The following is a 16,426-nucleotide window of genomic DNA, read 5'->3' on the forward strand; positions in this document are numbered from 1 at the left end:
GCTTGAGCGCGAGGGTGAGCGCCGTGCGGCCCATCTCGGTCATTGGCAGTCGGATGGTGGTGAGGCTGGGTGCGAGGTCGGCCGCCACGGAGACGTCGTCGAAGCCGACCACTGACATCCGCGCGGGCACCGGAACGCGGCGGGACCGCAGCGTCGACAGCACGCCCATGGCCATCACGTCGTTGAGCGCGATGATCGCCGTCGTCTCCGGATGCTCGTTGAGGATCTGCTCGGCGGCGGCCTGCCCACCGTCGCGGGTGAAGTCAGTGTGCACGACGGCGAGGTCGGCGGGGGACCGCCCGCGCTGGCGCAGGGCCGACGAGACCCCGGCCAGCCGATCGGCGACGGTGGTGAGGCCGACGCTGCCCGCGGCGACCGCGATCCGCCGGTGGCCGAGATCCATCAGGTGGTGGGCGAGCGCGTGGCCGCCGGCCTCGTTGTCCGGCAGGACGGCGTCGATGCCGAGCGTGTGCCGTCCGATGGCCGCGGCGCGTCCGCCGTGGTCCTGGAACGCGGCCAGCTCGGCGCGGGCCGCGCTCTCCATCCGTGGGTCGTCGAAGCCGGAACCGCTGATCAGGACGATGCCGACCCGTTGGGCGATCAGGTGGCGCAGCTGTTGCAGCTCGTAGCCGGGGTCGCGGCCGGACTGGCAGATCTGCACCAGCAGCCCCTGATCGGCGGCGAGCTGGATGACCCCGGCGGCGATCTCGGAGAAGTACGGGTCGTCGACCTGATGGACGATCAACCCCACCGTGGAGGTGGCCCCACTGGCCAGGGTGCGGGCGTACGGGTTGGCGACGTAGCCCAGGTCACTGGCGATCTGCCGGATCCGGTCGGCCACCTCGGCGCTGACCCCCTCGCGTCCGGCGAGGGCCCGGGAGGCGGTCGCCAGCGAGACGGCGGCGTGCTCGGCGACGTCCACGAGGCGCGGCCGTTGGCTGGCCCTGGGCATCCGCAACCCTCCGAAAACATTTATGCCACCCGATCTATTGCGAGTGACATTGATCGAAGCCTAGGGTACGTAAGCGCTTACGTAAGCGCTTACGTGACCGGCATCCGGCCTGCCGCGAAACGAGGTGACAGCCATGTCCAGGGCCCGACGAACGGCCATCTCCCTGCTGGCGATCGCCGCACTGGCCGGCGCGGGTACGCCACCGGCGCAGGCGGAACGGAGCATCTCGTCCGACGTCCACCCGGCGCTGCGCGCGCACCTGGTGGCCGCGTACGACTTCGACCACCCGGTGCCCGGCGACCCCGCCCTGGAACGCGACCAGGGGCGTTCCGGCACCGAGATCGAACTGGTCAACGGCGGCGCGGCCATGCGGGTGCCGGACCGCGCCTACCGGGGCAGCCGCAACGCGGTGCAGACCCGGCAGGTCGACCCCACGGTTGCCGGCAACGACGACTGGAAGGCCGGCATCTGGTCAGCCAGCGGGGTGCGGACGCTGCGCGCCTTCAGCGCCACCGCGGGCACCAGCGTGCTGGGCTGGTTCAAGCTGAACACGGACAGCCCGTTGCTCAACTCCACCACCGCCGACCCGAACGACCGGTACAACGCCATCGGACTGGCCGGAGTGCTGACCGGCGACTCCGACGGCCACGGCGTCCGGGCCCTGCTGGAATTGATCGACGTCGACGGGCAGTTGCGCCTCGTCGCGCTCGGTCGGCGGCTCGACGGCGGCAACTCGCAGACCTTTGCCGCCAACCAGGACTGGCGCGAGCTGCTGCCGGTGGGGGAGTGGGTGCACCTGGCCGCCACCTTCGACTTCGACACCGGCGCGCTCGCCCTCTACCGCAACGGCGAACCGGTGGACGGCTTCTACACCCGCACCGACGACCCGTGGCTGGTGTCCGGGTCCGGCCCGCACCTGACCACCGCGTCCGACCCCCGGGGCATCAAGATCGGCGGCAGCTTTCCCCAGGACACCCGGGAAAGCAACCCGTGCGACTGCCGGATGGACGGCCTGATGTTCCTCGACAGTGTGGTCTCCGCGAACGACGTACGGAGGCAGTACCGCCACCTTGCCCGCTGACCACCCTCGGCACCGTCCCACCGAGAAGGAGACACGCGTGCGCACCCTGCACCGCCGCGCCGGCACAGTCCGCCGGCCCACAGTGAGGGCCGGCCTCACCGCCCTCGTGCTGATCCTGTCCACCCTGGTCGCCACGCCCGCGCGGGCCGCCGACGCGGTCTACGACCCGATCCCCGACATGCCGGTCCAGTCCCGCCTCGGGCTGGTCCTCGGCGAGTACGCCAGCTTCCCGCAGTCGTACCCCACGCCGGCACCGACCGACGCGCGGCTCATGCGTACCGCGCGGATCAACACCATCATGGAGGTGCCCGACGGCTCCGGCCGGCGGGCGGTGCCCGACCTCAACGGCAGCCTCTACCTCGTCGAGGGAGGCGTGCCGCACGTCTACCTGGACGTGGCCGCGACATTCGCGCCGCGGTTCTTCTCCGGTCGCGGGCTCGGTCAGGGCTTCGGGTACGTCGCGTTCCACCCGGAGTTCGGGGTGAACGGCCGGTTCTACACCATCCACACCGAGTTGGCGTCGACGACGACCAGCACCCCGGACTACGCCCAGCCCAACACGCTCTTCCACGGGGTCATCACCGAGTGGACGGCGACCGACCCGGCCGCCGCCACCTTCGCCGGCACCCACCGCGAGGTGCTGCGCATCGGCTTCGGCGGCCAGGTGCACGGCATCCAGGAGATCAACTTCAACCCCACGGCCAAGCGCCACGACCGCGACTACGGCCTGCTGTACCTCGCCGTCGGCGACGGTGGCCAGGGCGCGCGCAACACCGACCCGCAGAACCTGGCCCTGCCCCACGGCAAGCTGCTGCGCATCGACCCCCGGGGCACCAACTCCGCGAACGGGCGCTACGGCATCCCACCGGCAAACCCGTTCGTCGGCCGGGCTGGCGCGCTCGGCGAGCTCTACGCCGTGGGTTTCCGGGACCCGCACCGGTTCAGCTGGGACCGGGCGACCGGCCGGATGTACCTCGGGCACATCGGCGAACACGCCGTCGAGGCGATCTACAAGGTCCGCGCCGGGGACAACTTCGGCTGGAGCGAGCGCGAAGGCTCTTTCGTCTTCGACAGGACGGCCACCAACCCCTGCGACCGGCTGCTCCCGCTGCCCGCCGACGACGAAAGCTACGGCTACACCTACCCGGTCGCCGCGTACGACCACGACCCCGCCGCCGGCTGGAACTGCACCGACGACGTCGGTGTCGCGGTGGCCGGCGGCTTCGTCTACCGGGGGCGGGCGCTGCCCGCGCTCCGCGGCAAGTACGTCTTCGGTGACCTGGTCGACGGCCGGGTGCTCTACACCGAGGCCAACGAGATGCGCCGGGGCCGGGAGCTGGCCACCATCCACCAGCTCGCGCTCTTCGACGCGGCCGGCACCCCGGTCCGGATGCGCGACCTGTCCGCGCCGGGTGCGCCCGGTGATCCCAACCGGGTGGACCTGCGCTTCGGCACCGACGCCGCCGGTGAGCTCTACATCCTCGCGAAGGCCAACGGGAAGGTCTGGAAGGTGACCGGCACCAGAGAATTCGCCAGCGGCGACGTCGGGGACGTCACAGTGCGCCGCACCGCCGGGGCCGTGAACTGGTCGCCGGTGACGCCGGCGAAGTGGCAGTTCACCCGCGACCAGGTCATCCTGGCCGAGGCCGGGGAGAGCCGGCCGGGTCCGCGCAGGCCCTTCGAGTACGCGGTGCTGACCGCCGGCCCGACGTGGTCGTCGGTGCGGATCGACGCTCAGGTACGACTCGACACACCGGTGGAGGTCAGCAACCGGGACGTGATCATCGTCTTCGGCTGGCGCTCGGACACCGAGTACTACTACGCGCACCTCTCCACCGACAACACGATCTATCCGCACAACGGCATCTTCAAGGTGGACAACGCCGACCGGGAGCGCATCGACCACCAGTGGAACGGCCGGTCGCGGGGTGCCAACCCGGCGATCACCGATGCCAGGTGGCACCGCGTGCGGGTGGTGCACCTGCCGGCCACCGGTGAGATCGCCGTCTACGTCGACGGGCACCGGGACCCGCTCCTGACCGCGAAGGACACCACGTTCGGCTCGGGGCGGGTCGGCTTCGGCTCGTTCGACAACGTGGGCCGGCTGCGCAACCTGACCGTCACCGGCGCGCCGGCCTGAACCCGGGTCCCGGTGGGGACGGCGGCGCGCCGCCGTCCCCACCGGCTCCTCCGTCGACCCGCTCCGCGGCACCCGGTCCGCTTCGTAGACTTCCTGTCATGCCGGAGATCGTCGAGTTGTTGGCCTCGCCCGTGCACCGCTTCCTGGGCCGGCCCGCCGACGGCCCGGCACCGGCCCCACCTGGCGAACTGGTCGACGCCGTCCGGATCCGAGCCGGCCTCGGCATCGTCGGCGACAGGTACTTCGGTCAGCAGGCGCACCGCGACGCCAGCGTCACCCTCATCGCCCAGGAGTCGCTGCCGGTCGGCATCGGCCTGGCCGAGGTGCGGCGCAACATCCTCACCACCGGGATCGCCGTGGACGAGTTGATCGGCAGAGTGCTGGTGCTGGATTCCGGCGACGGCCCGGTCAGCCTGCGGGTCAACCGGGCGGCCCGGCCCTGCGCCTGGATGGACGTCACCGTCGGCCCGGGGGCGTGGAAGGCGCTGCGCACCACCGGCGGCATCCGCTGCACGCCGCTCAACGACGGCACCCTGCGCGTCGGCCCGATCGACGCCGTCGTGACCTGAGGAACGGGGTGTGCGCCCTGCCTGCCTCGGCGGATTCGGCGTGGTGACGCCCCGACGAGCCATCGCGTGGTAGAACCAAACCGCGCCCGGGGGCAATGCTGGACGGGACCTCATCAGGACAGAGGTGGAGCCGTGAACCTCGAGCTGCGGCAGCTCATCGAGGAGTTGCGGGCTGAGCTGGCCGAGCTGCCGGAGAGCCTGGCGTACGCCGAGTTCGGCGAGGGTGCGGCCATCGACGCCGTGCCGGCGGGGCTCCCGCCCGACCTGCGGAATCTCCTGCTGGTGGCCGACGGGATGCGGGCGGGTCGGGTCGAGCTGGCGTCCTCGTCGACCCTCGCCGGGATCCAGTACCACCTGGACTACGCGCCGGACTTCTCGGCCATCCCGCAGGACCGGGCGGGCTGGCTGGTGGTCGGCACCCGCAGCGACGAGCCGATCTTCATGGATCGTGGCACGGGCGCGATCTGGTACTTCCCACCGACCGGCACCGAGTGGTTCCTGTCCGACGCGTTCGATGAACTCGCCCCGGACCTGGAATCCTTCGTGGACTACTACCTGCTCGGCCCGGGTTACGCCGACCTGACCCCCGCCGACGACAGGTGGTTCGCGTTCCTCGACGAGCAGGGCCTGCTCGACGAGGACGACGAGGACGGAAGCTGAGTCAAACCGGGCTGATGTGGGCGGCCAGGACCCGCCAGCCGTGCGGGTCGTCGTGCACCCAGGTCCGGGTGTAGCGCAACCGCGCCGCGAACGGCGCCCCGTCGAGGACACCGGACACCCGGCCCAGGAAGAACGTCACCCCCGTCGCACCGACGACCAGCAGGTCCAACTCTTCCTCCACCAACTCGTGGACGACCGAGCGGCCGTCCCGGTAGGTGGCCAGGTCATCCTGCTTGGTGTGGGTACGCCCGTCCGGGCCGATGGCGATCAGCTGGTCGACCAGCAGCTGATCCAGGGCGTCGACGTCGCCCGCCCGCTGGGCGGCCTGCAGGGTGCGCTCGGCGTCGAGCAGCTCAGCCTCGCGTGCGCTGTCCGGCATCGTGCCGTCCTCCTGTTCGGGGCCGACCCGCTGTCACCGTCGGCCCGGCTGACCGCATTGTGACAGCCACCGTGCCCCGCGCGGGCGGGGATCGCCGCCGAGGTTCACAGACTCAGGCGAATCCGTACGACGGTTTCCCCGGCGCGGCTGAGCACGGCGACCTCGTCACAGACCTGCTCCACGATCGCCAGCCCGCGACCCCGTACCGCGTCGGCGGCCGGCATGCTCCGGCCGAACGTCCGCGTCGGCCCGTGGTCGACGACGTCGCAGAACAACTGGCCCGGCTCGACCCAGAGCCGAACCCAGCCCCCGCCGGTGGTGTGCTGCAACGTGTTGGTGGCCAGTTCGCTGACCGCCAGCGTCAGCAGCTCCACCCGCTCGGCCGGCAGGCCGCGGGCCAGCGCCCCGGCGCTGACGAAAGCGCGCAGCGCTCGTACGTCGGTCGCGACCTGATACGTCATGGTGTCCGCGGCGTCGGTGGAGACATTCTGCTCGGCCACGGCGTCCCGTCGCTCGCCCGGCATCAGCCCGCCCGATGCGGCTGCCCGGCCAGCGGCACCGCGAGCCATCCGGGTGTCGTAGGCGGGCGAGCCTCAAAGTGCGCCATCGGGCAGCCAGAACCCTTCTCGTAGCGACAGCTGTTCTCGCCACATCATGTCATCCACTGACCCGTTGGCCGTGTCGTCCGTTCGGCGGTTGATCACCTGCGCGTCGGCCCGACCAGCCTCGCCGGTCGGTAGGAGGTCAGGAGGCCGGGTCGAAGGCGATCGACTCGCTCAATTCCCGCCACCGCGCGTCCGACGCGGCGAGGGCCTCGGCGGCCGCTTCGGCGGCAGCCACCGCGTCCGCGCCGAGCAGCAACCGCAGCGGCGGGTCGTCGACCCGGGTGATCCGGATGATCGCCTGGGCGGCGCGGACCGGGTCGCCCGGCTGGCCGCCGTTGGCCTGGCGTAGCCGCTGCACGGCCGGGTCGATGACCGGCCGGTACGGTTCACTGATCGGCAGAGCGCTCATCGAGGAGCCGGCCCAGTCGGTCCGCAGTCCGCCCGGCTCGACCGTGGTGATCCGGATTCCGAACGCCTCGACCTCCCGGGCGAGCACCCCCGAGAAGCCGCTGACCGCCCATTTGGCGGACTGGTACGCGCCCAGACCCGTGCTCGCGACCCGGCTGCCGACACTGGAGATCTGCACGATGTGCCCGCGCCCCTGCTCGCGCATCACCGGCAGGGCGGCTCGGGACAGGTTGACCACTCCGAAGAAGTTGGCCTCGATCTGCGCCCGGAAGTCGTCCTCCGACATGTCCTCGATCGCGGCGACGTCGGCGTACCCGGCGTTGTTGACCAGGACGTCCAAGCCGCCGAACGTGTCGGCGGCGGTGCGTACGGCGGCTCGGGCGGCGGCGGGGTCGTTGACGTCGAGGGCTACCGCGCGGACCTGAGCACCGTGCCGGTCGACCAGGTCGTGGAGCTGCGCGGGGTTGCGGGCGGTGGCCACCAGGTGGTCGCCGTCGGCCAGGACGGCCTCGGCGAGGGCCCGGCCGAGACCACGCGAACAGCCGGTGATGAGCCAGACTCGCGGCACGGCCTTCCCCTTCGTGTCGGTGGACCAGGTGGCCGTCAGGGCCGGATGTCCAGGGCGCCGATCAGCCCGTCGCGCAGCGTGAACCGGTACCGCAGCTCGATCGGGCTGCCCGGGAAGTCACCGGACACCCGGGTGAGCGCCAGATACGAATCGCCCGCCTGCGGGGTGAGCCGGACCGGCTCGGCGGTGTACGAGTAGGCGTCCATGGTCTTTTGTCGCCAGGAGCGGATCGAGGCCCGCCCGTCGTACAGCCGGTCCTCGTCGGCGACGCTCGCGGTGTCGGCGAAGCAGGCGACGAAGGCGTCCAGGTCCCGGTCGTTGATGGCCCGGAAGTACCGGTCGATCACGTCGGGCAGGTCGAGGGCCATCTGCTCCTCCTGCGGCACGGGCCGCCGTCGGGCAGCCGTCGGGTTCCCGGTCCGACCTCACCGTACGAGAAGCTGGCGGCTCCGCGCGGAGCAACCAGCAGAACCATCCCGCCGCGGTTGCCGGGTTTGCTGCCGGTTGGCCCGGGTAGCCACGGCTTTCCGAAGCGAAGGGCGGGGGCATGGCCGAGCTGGCGTTCGTCGACAAGGTTGCGGCACGCGCGGGTGTTTCGCTGGAGCAGGCGCGCCCGCTCACCGAGGCGGTCCTGCGGACCCTCACCGAGCGGATCAGCGGCGGGGAGGCGGCCGCGATGGCCCCGCACCTGGCCGACGAGCTGAGCCCGCTGCTGGTCAAGGCCACCGAGCCCGCGGAAACGTTCGACTACGACGAGTTCCTGCGCCGGGTGGCCGACCGCGCCGGCATCGACCGTCCGGCCGCCGAGCGGGGCGCCCGCGCGGTGCTGCAGACGATGCACCGGGTGGTCGGGCACCGGGAGTTCGAGGACGCCCTGGCCCAGCTCCCGGCGGATCTGCGCGCACTGGCGCAGCCGCTGCCACACGGCCCCTGACCGACGCCCCCACCGCCGAACGCCTCGCGCGCCGGTGACCGTTCGGGCCCTGGTGTGCCGCTGATACAGAGTTCACCGCCGACTTCAACAACGCGGGCGACGTGGTGGGCGGGTTCAACGTGCCGCCGCCGGACTACCCGCGCACCTGCGTCGGCGGTCGCCTGCGCGACGGTGTACTCACCCAGATCGGCAGCGAGGCCCTCGGGGTCAACAACCGGGGCCAGCTCGTCGGCGCCCGGGGGAACCGACCGGTGCTGTCCGCTGAGTGGCTGTCCTCGCGTGGCGGACGGAGGAGGGGCGTGGTCTGACCGGCAGGTCAGACCACGCCCCTCGTCCGAGGTCAGCCGGTTACCCCGGTGCTGACCACCCACTTCTGGTGTGCGCCGCCGGCGTACGTGCCGAGCTGGATCTGGGTGCCGTCGGCGGTGTTACCGCCGGCGGCTTCCATGATCTTGCCGGACTGCGGGTTGCGGATCGACCCGTCACTCTGCGGCTGCCAGACCTGCGCGCCGGTGCCGTTGCAGGTCCAGAGCTGGACCTTCGTGCCGTTCGCGGTGCCACCGTTGTCCACATCCAGGCACTTGCCGAGCACCCGGTACGTGTCGCCGACCCGCGTCCACGACTGCGCGGCGGTGTTGTTGCACGTCCAGAGCTGGATCTTCGTGCCGTCGGCGGTGCCGGCGTTGTCCACGTCCAGGCACTTGCCGTTGACGCCGGTGATGGTGCCGCCGGTCGGCGGTGGCGGGCTGCCCGGGATGGAGTTGAGCGTGTACCACGCCTCGGTGCTCCACAGTGACTGGCCGCTGGTGGAGGTGAACGGGCGCGGCGAGCGCAGGTGCACCACCCGACCGGCCTTGCGGCCGGCCACCACGAGGTTGACCTTCTTTCCGTCCGCCGAGAGGGTGGCCGAGGTGACGGTCAGCGTCTCCTCGTCGATCTTCGGTCCGCCGTAGTTCGACGTCGCCACGTACCGCCATTGCTTGATCTTGTAGCGGGCGGCCAGCTCCGCGGCGGTGACCGCCGAGACGGGTTGGGTGTACTCCACCTCGAAGCCGGTCGTGGTGGCGCGCATCGCGAGCATCTCGAACGTGGTGGCACTGTTGGGGGTGAGCTTCTGCAGGCCGTACGACAGCTTGCCGTTCTGGCCCCAGTTGCCGCCAGCGCCGAGCCCGCCGACGTAGATCGCCCCGTCCGGGCCGACGTTGACCTCGGAGACGCCCGCCTCCAGGCCCTGGGTGAGCCGGAACAGGGCGCCCTGGTACTCGCCGTTGACCTTCTCCACGTTCGCCCGTTGCAGGCCGCCGTAGGTCACGTCGCCGATGACGAACTGGCCGGCGTACCGGCCGCTGGTCAGGTAGAGCGGGGTGCTGGGCGAGTTGGCGATCTCGTTCTGCGGCATCCAGAGCACCGGCGGGGTGACCAGGGCGCTGTCGAACGGCCCCGCCGGGTTCGTGTAGTGGTTGAAGAACCGGCCCTGCTTGACGTGCACCAGCTTCGAGGAGGGCAGCCAGCCGCCCTGGTTGTCGGTGACGAAGATGCCGCTCTCCGGGCCCCAGCCGATGCCGTGCGGCGTACGCAGGCCGCCGGCGACGTAGCTGACCGCGCCGGTGTCCTTGTTGACCTTGAGGGTGGTGCCCCGGTTGGTGGCGGGTTGCGGGTTGGTGGTGGCGCCGCCGGAGTTGATCGACACCGACAGGTTCAGATAGAAGAACCCGTCGGCGTAGAGCAGGCCGAACGCGAACTCGTGGAAGTTGCCGCCGTACGGCCAGGTGGCGACGGTCTCCAGGCGCTCGGCCACCTCGTCGCCGCCGGTGTTCACCAGCCGGGTCAACCGCTGCTTCTCCGTCACGTAGACCACCCCGTCGACGACCTTGAGCCCCATCGGCTCCTTCAGGCCGCCGGCGATCTTCTTGGTGGTCACGTTGCCGGGGCTCGTCGATCCGCCGGTGTTGCCGAGGATCCAGACCTCGCCGTCCTGGGAGGTGCCGGACTGGTCGCTGCCACCCCAGGTGCAGATGACCAGTCGGCCGTCGGCCAGCCAGTCCATTCCGGTGACCTTCGGCTGGAAGCCGCTGGGCCGCAGGTTCGTCAGCGTGTAGCCGGGGTGCACACCGGTCAGCGGCAGGCCGTCGCCGGGGGAGTCGGAGACCCCCTCGCACTCCTTGCGTCCGGGCGCGGTCACCCGGACCACGCCGGCGTCGGTGCTCAGCGCCGAGTTCGGTACGACCACGAAGGTCGACGAGCCGGGCGTCTTCCACTCCAGGGTGATCTGCTGCTCGCCGCCGCGTTCGAAGTGGTCGATGCGCAGTGGATGCAGGCCGGCGGTGAGGGTGACAGTGCCCTCCTTGGGCGGGGTCGCGCCGTGCAGACCGTCGTGATTGATCACCACGGCGTTGTCGATCGACAGTTTGGATCCGTCGTCGCTGCTGAGCCGGAACGTGTAGCTGCCGGCCTGGGTGGTGGTGATGTTGCCGAGCACCTGCGAGACGAAGTTGTCCTCGAAGCCGAAGTCGGCAGCCGAGGTCCAGTTGATGGTGGACATCGGCTTGTCGACGTTCGGGGTCTGGGCGGGCTTGAGGGTGCACAGTTCGGACAGCGGCACCTGTACGTCGAAGACGCGCAGTGTGACGCCCGGCTCCTGCGCGGGGGCGGCGGTGGCGGGGGCGGCCCAGAGGCCGGTGGCGAGGACGAGTGCCAACGCGCCCAGGACGGGATGGTGGAGTCGGCGTAGCAGGGGTGTGCCCATCGTTCCTCCAGGAGGCAGTGGAGTGTCCGACGGCCGGCGTGGTTCAGCGGTGAGGATGACCGTCGGCCCCGGCTCCGTAACGTCCTCGACGCCGACGAGTGACATTGCGGAAACACCGGGTTGGTGGGTCGAGACATTAAGGCGTTTCGATGTCACTGTCCATGGCTTCGCCTCGATACATCAAAAGTTTCCTATGTCCGTGCGAAAGTTCGAGGCGGTACGCGAAGAATGTCCGGCTGTTGTGGCGGCCTACCGCCGTCCGCGCCGCGCCGGACCACCGGCCCGATTGCCAGTCTTCCGAGCAGAAGTCCCGGACGTGCGGGTTACGCCGCCGCCCCGACCCGCCGCGCCGGTCGGTCGACGGCCCGCCGTGGAGGCGCGGCCCGTCCCGGGCCGACGGCGGGCCGCCACCAACACGATCGCCGAGACCACGACGACGATCAGGGCCGGGACCAGCCACGCCGGGAACCCGCCGTCGCGCTGCTCCGGCGCGGCGCCGGCCGGGTCGTCCGCCCCGGCGCCGGTCGGAGCGACCGGGCTGGCGGTGGCCCCGGGGGCCGTCGAGCCCTCACCCTCGGCCTGGGCGAGCAGCGCCGGATCCGGACCCGCCGTGGGCGCCGACCAGCCGGCCGGGGCCGCTGTGCCCGGCCCCTGGTAGTCGAAGGTCACGTCACCCCGCACCGCCTCACCGTCCGAGGCGACGGAGAGATAGCTGGCGGTGTAGCGGCCCTTCGCCGGCCAGTGCGCGACGGTCACCATGGCCGGGAAGCCGGTGTGGTACAGCCGTGGCTCGAACACGCCGTCGACCATGAAGTACTCGGTGACCGGCTTGTCCAGTCGCTTCGGCTCGCCGTGCGACCAGCCATTGTCCACCCGCGACCCGTCCGGCCCGGTGATCGCGAAGTGCGCGTTCGAGGCCGGCTTCTCGGTGAAGTACAACGCCAGCTGGGCCAGCGGCTGGCGTACCACGGTCCCCTTCAACGGGGTCGAGGTCGCCAACTGGCCGTGCGCGGACGCCGGAGCGACCGGCAGCAGCAGCGACACCACCACGGTCGCCGCCAACGCCGCCACGGCACGACTCAGGACCTTACGCACAGTGACCAGCTTCGATCGCATTCGTTCATCATGGTCATTTCCCCGGCACCGAACAAGACGTAGAGTTCTCCTCCCCGACGATCAACCCGACACCCGTCCCCCTCGCGTCGTTCGGAGTCCGCCCGTGCTCGCCAGTACCCCCGCCGTCCGCACCTCCGCGACCCTCGCCGCCGTCATTCTCGCCGCCCTGCTCCTCGCTGGTTGCGGGCAGGACGACGACCCCTCGGTGGCCACCACCTCGGCGGCGCCGACGTCCGCGGTCCCGTCGAGCGCCACCCCCACCGCGCCGGCCCCGACGGCCACCGCCACACCCAGCGCCTCGGCCAGCACCACCCCGGTGGACCAAGAGATCACCGTGACCATCGCGAAGGGGCGGGTCGATCCACCGACCGGACGGATCACCGTCAGTAAGGGCAAGCTGATCCGGATCACGGTCACCTCCGACGTGTCCGACGAGTTGCACGTGCACGGCTACGACGTGGGCGCCCGGCTGCCGGCCGGCACGCCCGGCTCGGTGGAGTTCCGCGCCGACCAGACCGGGCTGTTCGAGGTGGAGACGCACGACTCCGAGCTGGTGCTCTTCCAGCTCGTCGTCCGCTGAACGGCATGACGGCCGCCCCCACGCTGCTGGCACACGGCGTCGGTGGCCGCCAGGACCTGCCGATCACGCTGCCGCAGCTCGTCGTCGCCGCCGCGCTGACCCTCGTCGTCACGTTCGTGGCGCTGGGTCTGCTCTGGCGTGAACCTCGGCTCGACCGGGACGCCACCGGCGGTCGCCCGGTGCCGCACTGGCTCGCCCGCCTCGTCGACGCACCGGCGCTCCGGTGGACGCTTCGCGGGCTCGGCCTGCTCGCCGCCACCTGGTTCTGCCTCGGTCTGCTGGGCGGGCCGGACACCGCGGACAACCCGACGGCCGGCGCGCTCTACGTGCTGCTCTGGGTCGGGCTGGCACCGCTGTCGCTGTTGCTCGGCCCGGTCTGGCGGGCGGTCAACCCGCTGCGCACTGTGCACCTGCTCGCGGCGCTGGCGGCGCGGCGCGACCCGAACCGAGGGCTCCGCGAGCTGCCCGCCGGCGTCGGGTGGTGGCCGGCCGCCGCCACCCTGTTCGGCTTCGTCTGGCTGGAACTGGTCGCCCCCGACCGGGCCACCCTGCCGGTCATCACCGCCTGGCTGGCCGGGTACGCGGTGGTCCTGCTGGTCGGCGCCGTGGTGTTCGGCGCCGGCTGGTTCGACAACGCCGACCCGTTCGAGGCGTACAGCACAGTGATCGGTCAGCTCGCCCCGCTCGGCCGGGCCGCCGACGGCGTCCTGGTGTGGCGCAACCCGCTCGACGGGATCGCCGGTCTGCGTCCCCGCCCCGGGCTGGTCGCCGTGGTGGTCGTACTGCTCGGCTCGACCATGTACGACAGCCTCTCCAACGCGCCGGGCTGGTTGCGCTTCAGCCAGGAGAACGGCCTGCACCCGGCGGTCACCGGCAGCGCCGGCCTGAGCCTCGTCATCGCCGCCGTCGCGGTGGCGTACCTCGCCGCCACCGGTGCCGCGGCCCGCATCGGCCGCGCCGACGCGGGCGAGGCCCGTGCGGTGCCGGGGGAGATCGCCCACTCCGTCGTGCCGATCGCGGTGGGGTACGTGGTGGCGCACTACTACTCGCTGCTGATCCTGGAGGGCCAACGCACCGTCGCGTTGCTCTCCGACCCGCTGGGCACCGGCGCCAACTGGCTCGGCACCGCCGACTGGGAGCCGCACACCGCGCTGGTCACGCCCTCCGGGGTGGCCACCCTGCAGATCACCGTCATCATCCTCGGGCACCTGCTCGGCGCCCTGCTCGCCCACGACCGCGCCCTGTACCTGTTCCCCCGGCCCCGGGCGGTGGCCGGGCAACTACCCCTGCTGGCGTTGATGGTCGCCTACACCGTCGCCGGTCTGCTGCTGCTCTACGCGGGGTAGCCTCGCCCGGCGCCGACCTGTGCGTCATGATGGCGCGTGGACTCCGATCTTCAGCGCTACCTCGACGACCTGGTCAGCACCGCCCGGGACGTGCTCGGCACCGACCTGGTCGGCGCGTACGCGGCCGGCTCGGTGGGGCTCGGGGCGTACCAGGGCGGCCGTAGCGACGTGGACGTGGCGCTGCTCAGCGCCGGACCGCTCACCGAGACAACCAAGCGGACATTGGTCGCCCGACTGCGACACGAGGCGCTGCCCTGCCCGGCGCGCGGACTGGAACTGGTCGTCTACGACCGGGCGGTGGCCGCCTCCGGCACCCCCGAGCCCGGCTTCGAGGTCGAACTGAACACCGGGGCCGACATGCCGTTCCGCCGCACCCTGGACCCCGCCGACCGCCCGGTCGCCGACGGCCGATTCTGGTACGGCCTCGACCGCAGCATCCTGCACCAGAGTGGACTCGCACTGCTCGGGCCGCCAGCGGGGGAGGCCTTCGCCGACCTCGCCCCGGCCGACCTGCGCCGACTGCTCATCGAGGCGCTGACCTGGTGGCTCGCCCTGCCCACACCGCCGGCCGACCAGCCCGCCCCCGGCACCGAGGACGCCGTACTCGGCGCCTGCCGATCGCTGGTGCGCCACCGCGACGGCGTCTGGCTTGCGAAGGTCGCCGCCGGTCAACGGCTGATCGACGCCGGCGACCGGGCCGAGGTGATCCAACGGGCGGTCGCCGCGCGGCACGGCGGACCGCCGCCCACCGGCGCGCAGGCCCGGGCCTTCCAACAACGGGTACGCGACGAGATCGCCGGGTAGCCGTCGCGCGGGCGACCTCCCGACGCTCAGCGGACCGGGCGGGACTTCAGCGAGGCGAAGAGCAGGTTGAGACCCTCGGTCATGGTCGGGTGGGTGATGACCGCGTCCCGCAGGGCGGTCCACGGCATTCCGGCGAGCATGGCCAACTGCACCGAGGTGATCACCTCGCCGGCCTCGGCGCCGAGCAGCGCCGCGCCGAGGATCCGGTCGGTGCCGGTGTCGATGACCGCCTTCCACATGCCTTGGGTCTGGCGCAGGGTGCGGGCCCGGGGGATGGCGGCGACGGGCAGGTGGGCGACCTGGACGTCGTACCCGGCACGGCGCGCCTCGGTCTCGGTCAGCCCGACCCGGGCCAGCTCCGGGGTGGTGAAGACGGTGTACGGGATCAGCCGGTCGGCGGTGCTGCGCTGGCCGCCCGCGAGGTTCGCCCGGATGATCCGGTAGTCGTCCAACGAGACGTGGGTGAACTGTGGGCTGCCGGCGACGTCTCCGGCCGCCCAGGTGCGTTCGGCGCTGGTGCGCAGGTGCTCGTCGACCTCCACGAAGCCCCGGTCCCTGAGCCGTACGCCGGCCACGTCCAGGCCGAGCCCGTCGGTGACCGGTTCCCGGCCGGCCGCCACCAGCACGTCGTCTCCGATCACCACGCCGCCGTCGTCCAGTGTCACTCGCAGCGAGCCGTCGGCGTCCCGGTCGACCCGCGCGACAGCCACACCCACCCGTACGTCGATGCCGTCGTCGAGGAAGACGCGCATCACCGCGTCGCTCACGTCGGGGTCCTCCCGGGTGAGCAGCCGAGGGCCGCCCTCGACCAGCGTCACCGCGCTGCCGAACAACGCGAACATCTGCGCGAACTCCACCCCGACGGTGCCGCCGCCGAGCACCACCAGCCGGGCCGGCAGCCGATCCAGGCGCAGCAACTCGTCGCTGGTGAGCACTCCGGCCTCGGCCATCCCGGGCACCGACGGCAGATGCGGGCGGGTCCCCGTGTTGATCACCACGTCGGTGCCGCGCAGCAGTCGCTCGCCGCCGTCGGCGAGGGCCACCCGTACGGTCCGGGGGCCGACGAACCGGGCCTCGCCGATCACCAGGTGCAGGCCGGAGTCGAGGAACTGCTGCCGGTTCGCGGCGACCATCCCCTCGACCACGTCCTGCTTGTGCGCGCGCAGCAGGTCCACGTCGACCCGGCCGCCCTCCACCGCCAGGCCGAGCGCCGACGCGTCCCGCAGTTGGCGGGCGGCCCGCGCGCTGGTCACCAACGCTTTCGTCGGGATGCACGCGACGTTGATGCAGCTGCCGCCGATCATTCCGCGCTCGACCATGGCGACCCGCTGCCCGGATCGGGCGACGTCCATGCTCAGCGTCTTTCCGGCCTTGCCGCCACCGACCACGAGCAGGTCGAACTCCTCCGGTTGGTCGGTCACCGGGCGCTCCTCTCGGTCACCGGCCAGGCCGGTGGCCACCGCTGGTGCGCGGCGGCCAGCCCAGCCTGCCAGCTCCGTCGGGCGCGGCGATCCGGTTCCGCGCAGAATCCGCCCCGC

The 16,426-nt window shown here is 71.8% G+C and carries 17 protein-coding genes; 9 read left to right on the top strand and 8 right to left on the bottom strand.

Translation table 11 applies throughout. The features are described from left to right. Positions 1 to 952: LacI family DNA-binding transcriptional regulator (locus DLJ59_RS10815; RefSeq protein ID WP_148096942.1), on the bottom strand; the 952-nt coding region annotated here is incomplete at its 3' end. Between the two features lie 133 nt (positions 953 to 1,085). On the opposite strand from DLJ59_RS10815, the gene DLJ59_RS10820 reads away from it, so the two are divergent. The 4 genes from DLJ59_RS10820 to DLJ59_RS10835 all read left to right on the top strand — a co-directional run bounded on the left by DLJ59_RS10820 (position 1,086) and on the right by DLJ59_RS10835 (position 5,402). Then, a complete protein-coding gene (locus DLJ59_RS10820) occupies positions 1,086 to 2,033 on the top strand; it encodes a LamG-like jellyroll fold domain-containing protein (RefSeq protein WP_208648626.1) in 948 nt (315 codons plus the stop codon). A 37-nt stretch (positions 2,034 to 2,070) separates the two neighbouring features. Next, positions 2,071 to 4,173 carry a PQQ-dependent sugar dehydrogenase gene (locus DLJ59_RS10825; RefSeq protein WP_124772375.1) on the top strand — a complete coding sequence of 701 codons (2,103 nt, stop codon included), beginning with the start codon at positions 2,071 to 2,073 and terminating at the stop codon, positions 4,171 to 4,173. A 98-nt stretch (positions 4,174 to 4,271) separates the two neighbouring features. Next, a complete protein-coding gene (locus tag DLJ59_RS10830) occupies positions 4,272 to 4,742 on the top strand; it encodes a molybdenum cofactor biosysynthesis protein (protein WP_124772376.1) in 471 nt (156 codons plus the stop codon). Positions 4,743 to 4,874: 132 nt separating this feature from the next. Continuing rightward, positions 4,875 to 5,402, top strand: a complete 528-nt coding sequence (locus tag DLJ59_RS10835; RefSeq protein ID WP_124772377.1) for an SUKH-4 family immunity protein — start codon at positions 4,875 to 4,877, stop codon at positions 5,400 to 5,402. A 1-nt stretch (position 5,403) separates the two neighbouring features. Here the strand turns inward: DLJ59_RS10835 and DLJ59_RS10840 are convergent, their stop codons facing one another. From DLJ59_RS10840 to DLJ59_RS10855, 4 genes are all read right to left on the bottom strand, one after another. Then, positions 5,404 to 5,781, bottom strand: coding sequence for a nuclear transport factor 2 family protein (locus tag DLJ59_RS10840; protein WP_124772378.1), 378 nt, complete (start codon positions 5,779 to 5,781; stop codon positions 5,404 to 5,406). Between the two features lie 104 nt (positions 5,782 to 5,885). Next, a complete protein-coding gene (locus tag DLJ59_RS10845; RefSeq protein WP_244235951.1) occupies positions 5,886 to 6,350 on the bottom strand; it encodes an ATP-binding protein in 465 nt (154 codons plus the stop codon). Between the two features lie 175 nt (positions 6,351 to 6,525). Beyond that, positions 6,526 to 7,362 (bottom strand): oxidoreductase, encoded by an 837-nt coding sequence (locus DLJ59_RS10850; protein WP_124772379.1) that lies wholly within the window; start codon positions 7,360 to 7,362, stop codon positions 6,526 to 6,528. Positions 7,363 to 7,397: 35 nt separating this feature from the next. Next, positions 7,398 to 7,730, bottom strand: coding sequence for a nuclear transport factor 2 family protein (locus DLJ59_RS10855; protein ID WP_124772380.1), 333 nt, complete (start codon positions 7,728 to 7,730; stop codon positions 7,398 to 7,400). Positions 7,731 to 7,909: 179 nt separating this feature from the next. Between DLJ59_RS10855 and DLJ59_RS10860 the strand changes: the two genes are divergently transcribed. Both DLJ59_RS10860 and DLJ59_RS10865 read left to right on the top strand, forming a co-directional pair. Next, on the top strand, positions 7,910 to 8,296 hold the full coding sequence (locus DLJ59_RS10860) for a DUF2267 domain-containing protein (RefSeq protein ID WP_124772381.1): 387 nt from the start codon (positions 7,910 to 7,912) through the stop codon (positions 8,294 to 8,296). A gap of 101 nt (positions 8,297 to 8,397) precedes the next feature. Next, the gene (locus tag DLJ59_RS10865) at positions 8,398 to 8,604 is read left to right on the top strand and encodes a hypothetical protein (protein ID WP_124772382.1); all 207 of its coding nucleotides are present in this window, start codon (positions 8,398 to 8,400) and stop codon (positions 8,602 to 8,604) included. A gap of 32 nt (positions 8,605 to 8,636) precedes the next feature. Here the strand turns inward: DLJ59_RS10865 and DLJ59_RS10870 are convergent, their stop codons facing one another. Both DLJ59_RS10870 and DLJ59_RS36895 read right to left on the bottom strand, forming a co-directional pair. Then, positions 8,637 to 11,042 carry a ricin-type beta-trefoil lectin domain protein gene (locus DLJ59_RS10870; protein ID WP_124772383.1) on the bottom strand — a complete coding sequence of 802 codons (2,406 nt, stop codon included), beginning with the start codon at positions 11,040 to 11,042 and terminating at the stop codon, positions 8,637 to 8,639. Between the two features lie 249 nt (positions 11,043 to 11,291). Further along, the gene (locus tag DLJ59_RS36895; protein ID WP_208648627.1) at positions 11,292 to 12,158 is read right to left on the bottom strand and encodes a copper resistance CopC family protein; all 867 of its coding nucleotides are present in this window, start codon (positions 12,156 to 12,158) and stop codon (positions 11,292 to 11,294) included. Between the two features lie 103 nt (positions 12,159 to 12,261). Between DLJ59_RS36895 and DLJ59_RS10880 the strand changes: the two genes are divergently transcribed. From DLJ59_RS10880 to DLJ59_RS10890, 3 genes are read left to right on the top strand one after another with little or no spacing between them, the layout of a single operon-like run. Beyond that, complete coding sequence (locus DLJ59_RS10880; protein WP_124772384.1) at positions 12,262 to 12,738, top strand: cupredoxin domain-containing protein; 477 nt, start codon at positions 12,262 to 12,264, stop codon at positions 12,736 to 12,738. A gap of 5 nt (positions 12,739 to 12,743) precedes the next feature. After that, the gene (locus DLJ59_RS10885; protein WP_124772385.1) at positions 12,744 to 14,084 is read left to right on the top strand and encodes a hypothetical protein; all 1,341 of its coding nucleotides are present in this window, start codon (positions 12,744 to 12,746) and stop codon (positions 14,082 to 14,084) included. Positions 14,085 to 14,120: 36 nt separating this feature from the next. Next, positions 14,121 to 14,888 (top strand): nucleotidyltransferase domain-containing protein, encoded by a 768-nt coding sequence (locus DLJ59_RS10890; protein WP_124772386.1) that lies wholly within the window; start codon positions 14,121 to 14,123, stop codon positions 14,886 to 14,888. A gap of 26 nt (positions 14,889 to 14,914) precedes the next feature. Here the strand turns inward: DLJ59_RS10890 and DLJ59_RS10895 are convergent, their stop codons facing one another. After that, complete coding sequence (locus tag DLJ59_RS10895; RefSeq protein WP_124772387.1) at positions 14,915 to 16,309, bottom strand: dihydrolipoyl dehydrogenase family protein; 1,395 nt, start codon at positions 16,307 to 16,309, stop codon at positions 14,915 to 14,917. Between the last annotated feature and the right edge of the window lie 117 nt (positions 16,310 to 16,426).

The sequence above is a fragment of the Micromonospora inaquosa genome, assembly GCF_003857055.1.
GTDB lineage: Bacteria > Actinomycetota > Actinomycetes > Mycobacteriales > Micromonosporaceae > Micromonospora > Micromonospora inaquosa.

Bases quoted from the DNA above. Each gene is read 5' to 3' on its own strand.
- DLJ59_RS10820 (WP_208648626.1), top strand. From the start codon at position 1,086: ATGTCCAGGGCCCGACGAACGGCCATCTCCCTGCTGGCGATCGCCGCA.
- DLJ59_RS10830 (WP_124772376.1), top strand. From the start codon at position 4,272: ATGCCGGAGATCGTCGAGTTGTTGGCCTCGCCCGTGCACCGCTTCCTG.
- DLJ59_RS10840 (WP_124772378.1), bottom strand. From the start codon at position 5,781: ATGCCGGACAGCGCACGCGAGGCTGAGCTGCTCGACGCCGAGCGCACC.
- DLJ59_RS10845 (WP_244235951.1), bottom strand. From the start codon at position 6,350: ATGGCTCGCGGTGCCGCTGGCCGGGCAGCCGCATCGGGCGGGCTGATG.
- DLJ59_RS10855 (WP_124772380.1), bottom strand. From the start codon at position 7,730: ATGGCCCTCGACCTGCCCGACGTGATCGACCGGTACTTCCGGGCCATC.
- DLJ59_RS10860 (WP_124772381.1), top strand. From the start codon at position 7,910: ATGGCCGAGCTGGCGTTCGTCGACAAGGTTGCGGCACGCGCGGGTGTT.
- DLJ59_RS10870 (WP_124772383.1), bottom strand. From the start codon at position 11,042: ATGGGCACACCCCTGCTACGCCGACTCCACCATCCCGTCCTGGGCGCG.
- DLJ59_RS36895 (WP_208648627.1), bottom strand. From the start codon at position 12,158: ATGCGATCGAAGCTGGTCACTGTGCGTAAGGTCCTGAGTCGTGCCGTG.
- DLJ59_RS10885 (WP_124772385.1), top strand. From the start codon at position 12,744: ATGACGGCCGCCCCCACGCTGCTGGCACACGGCGTCGGTGGCCGCCAG.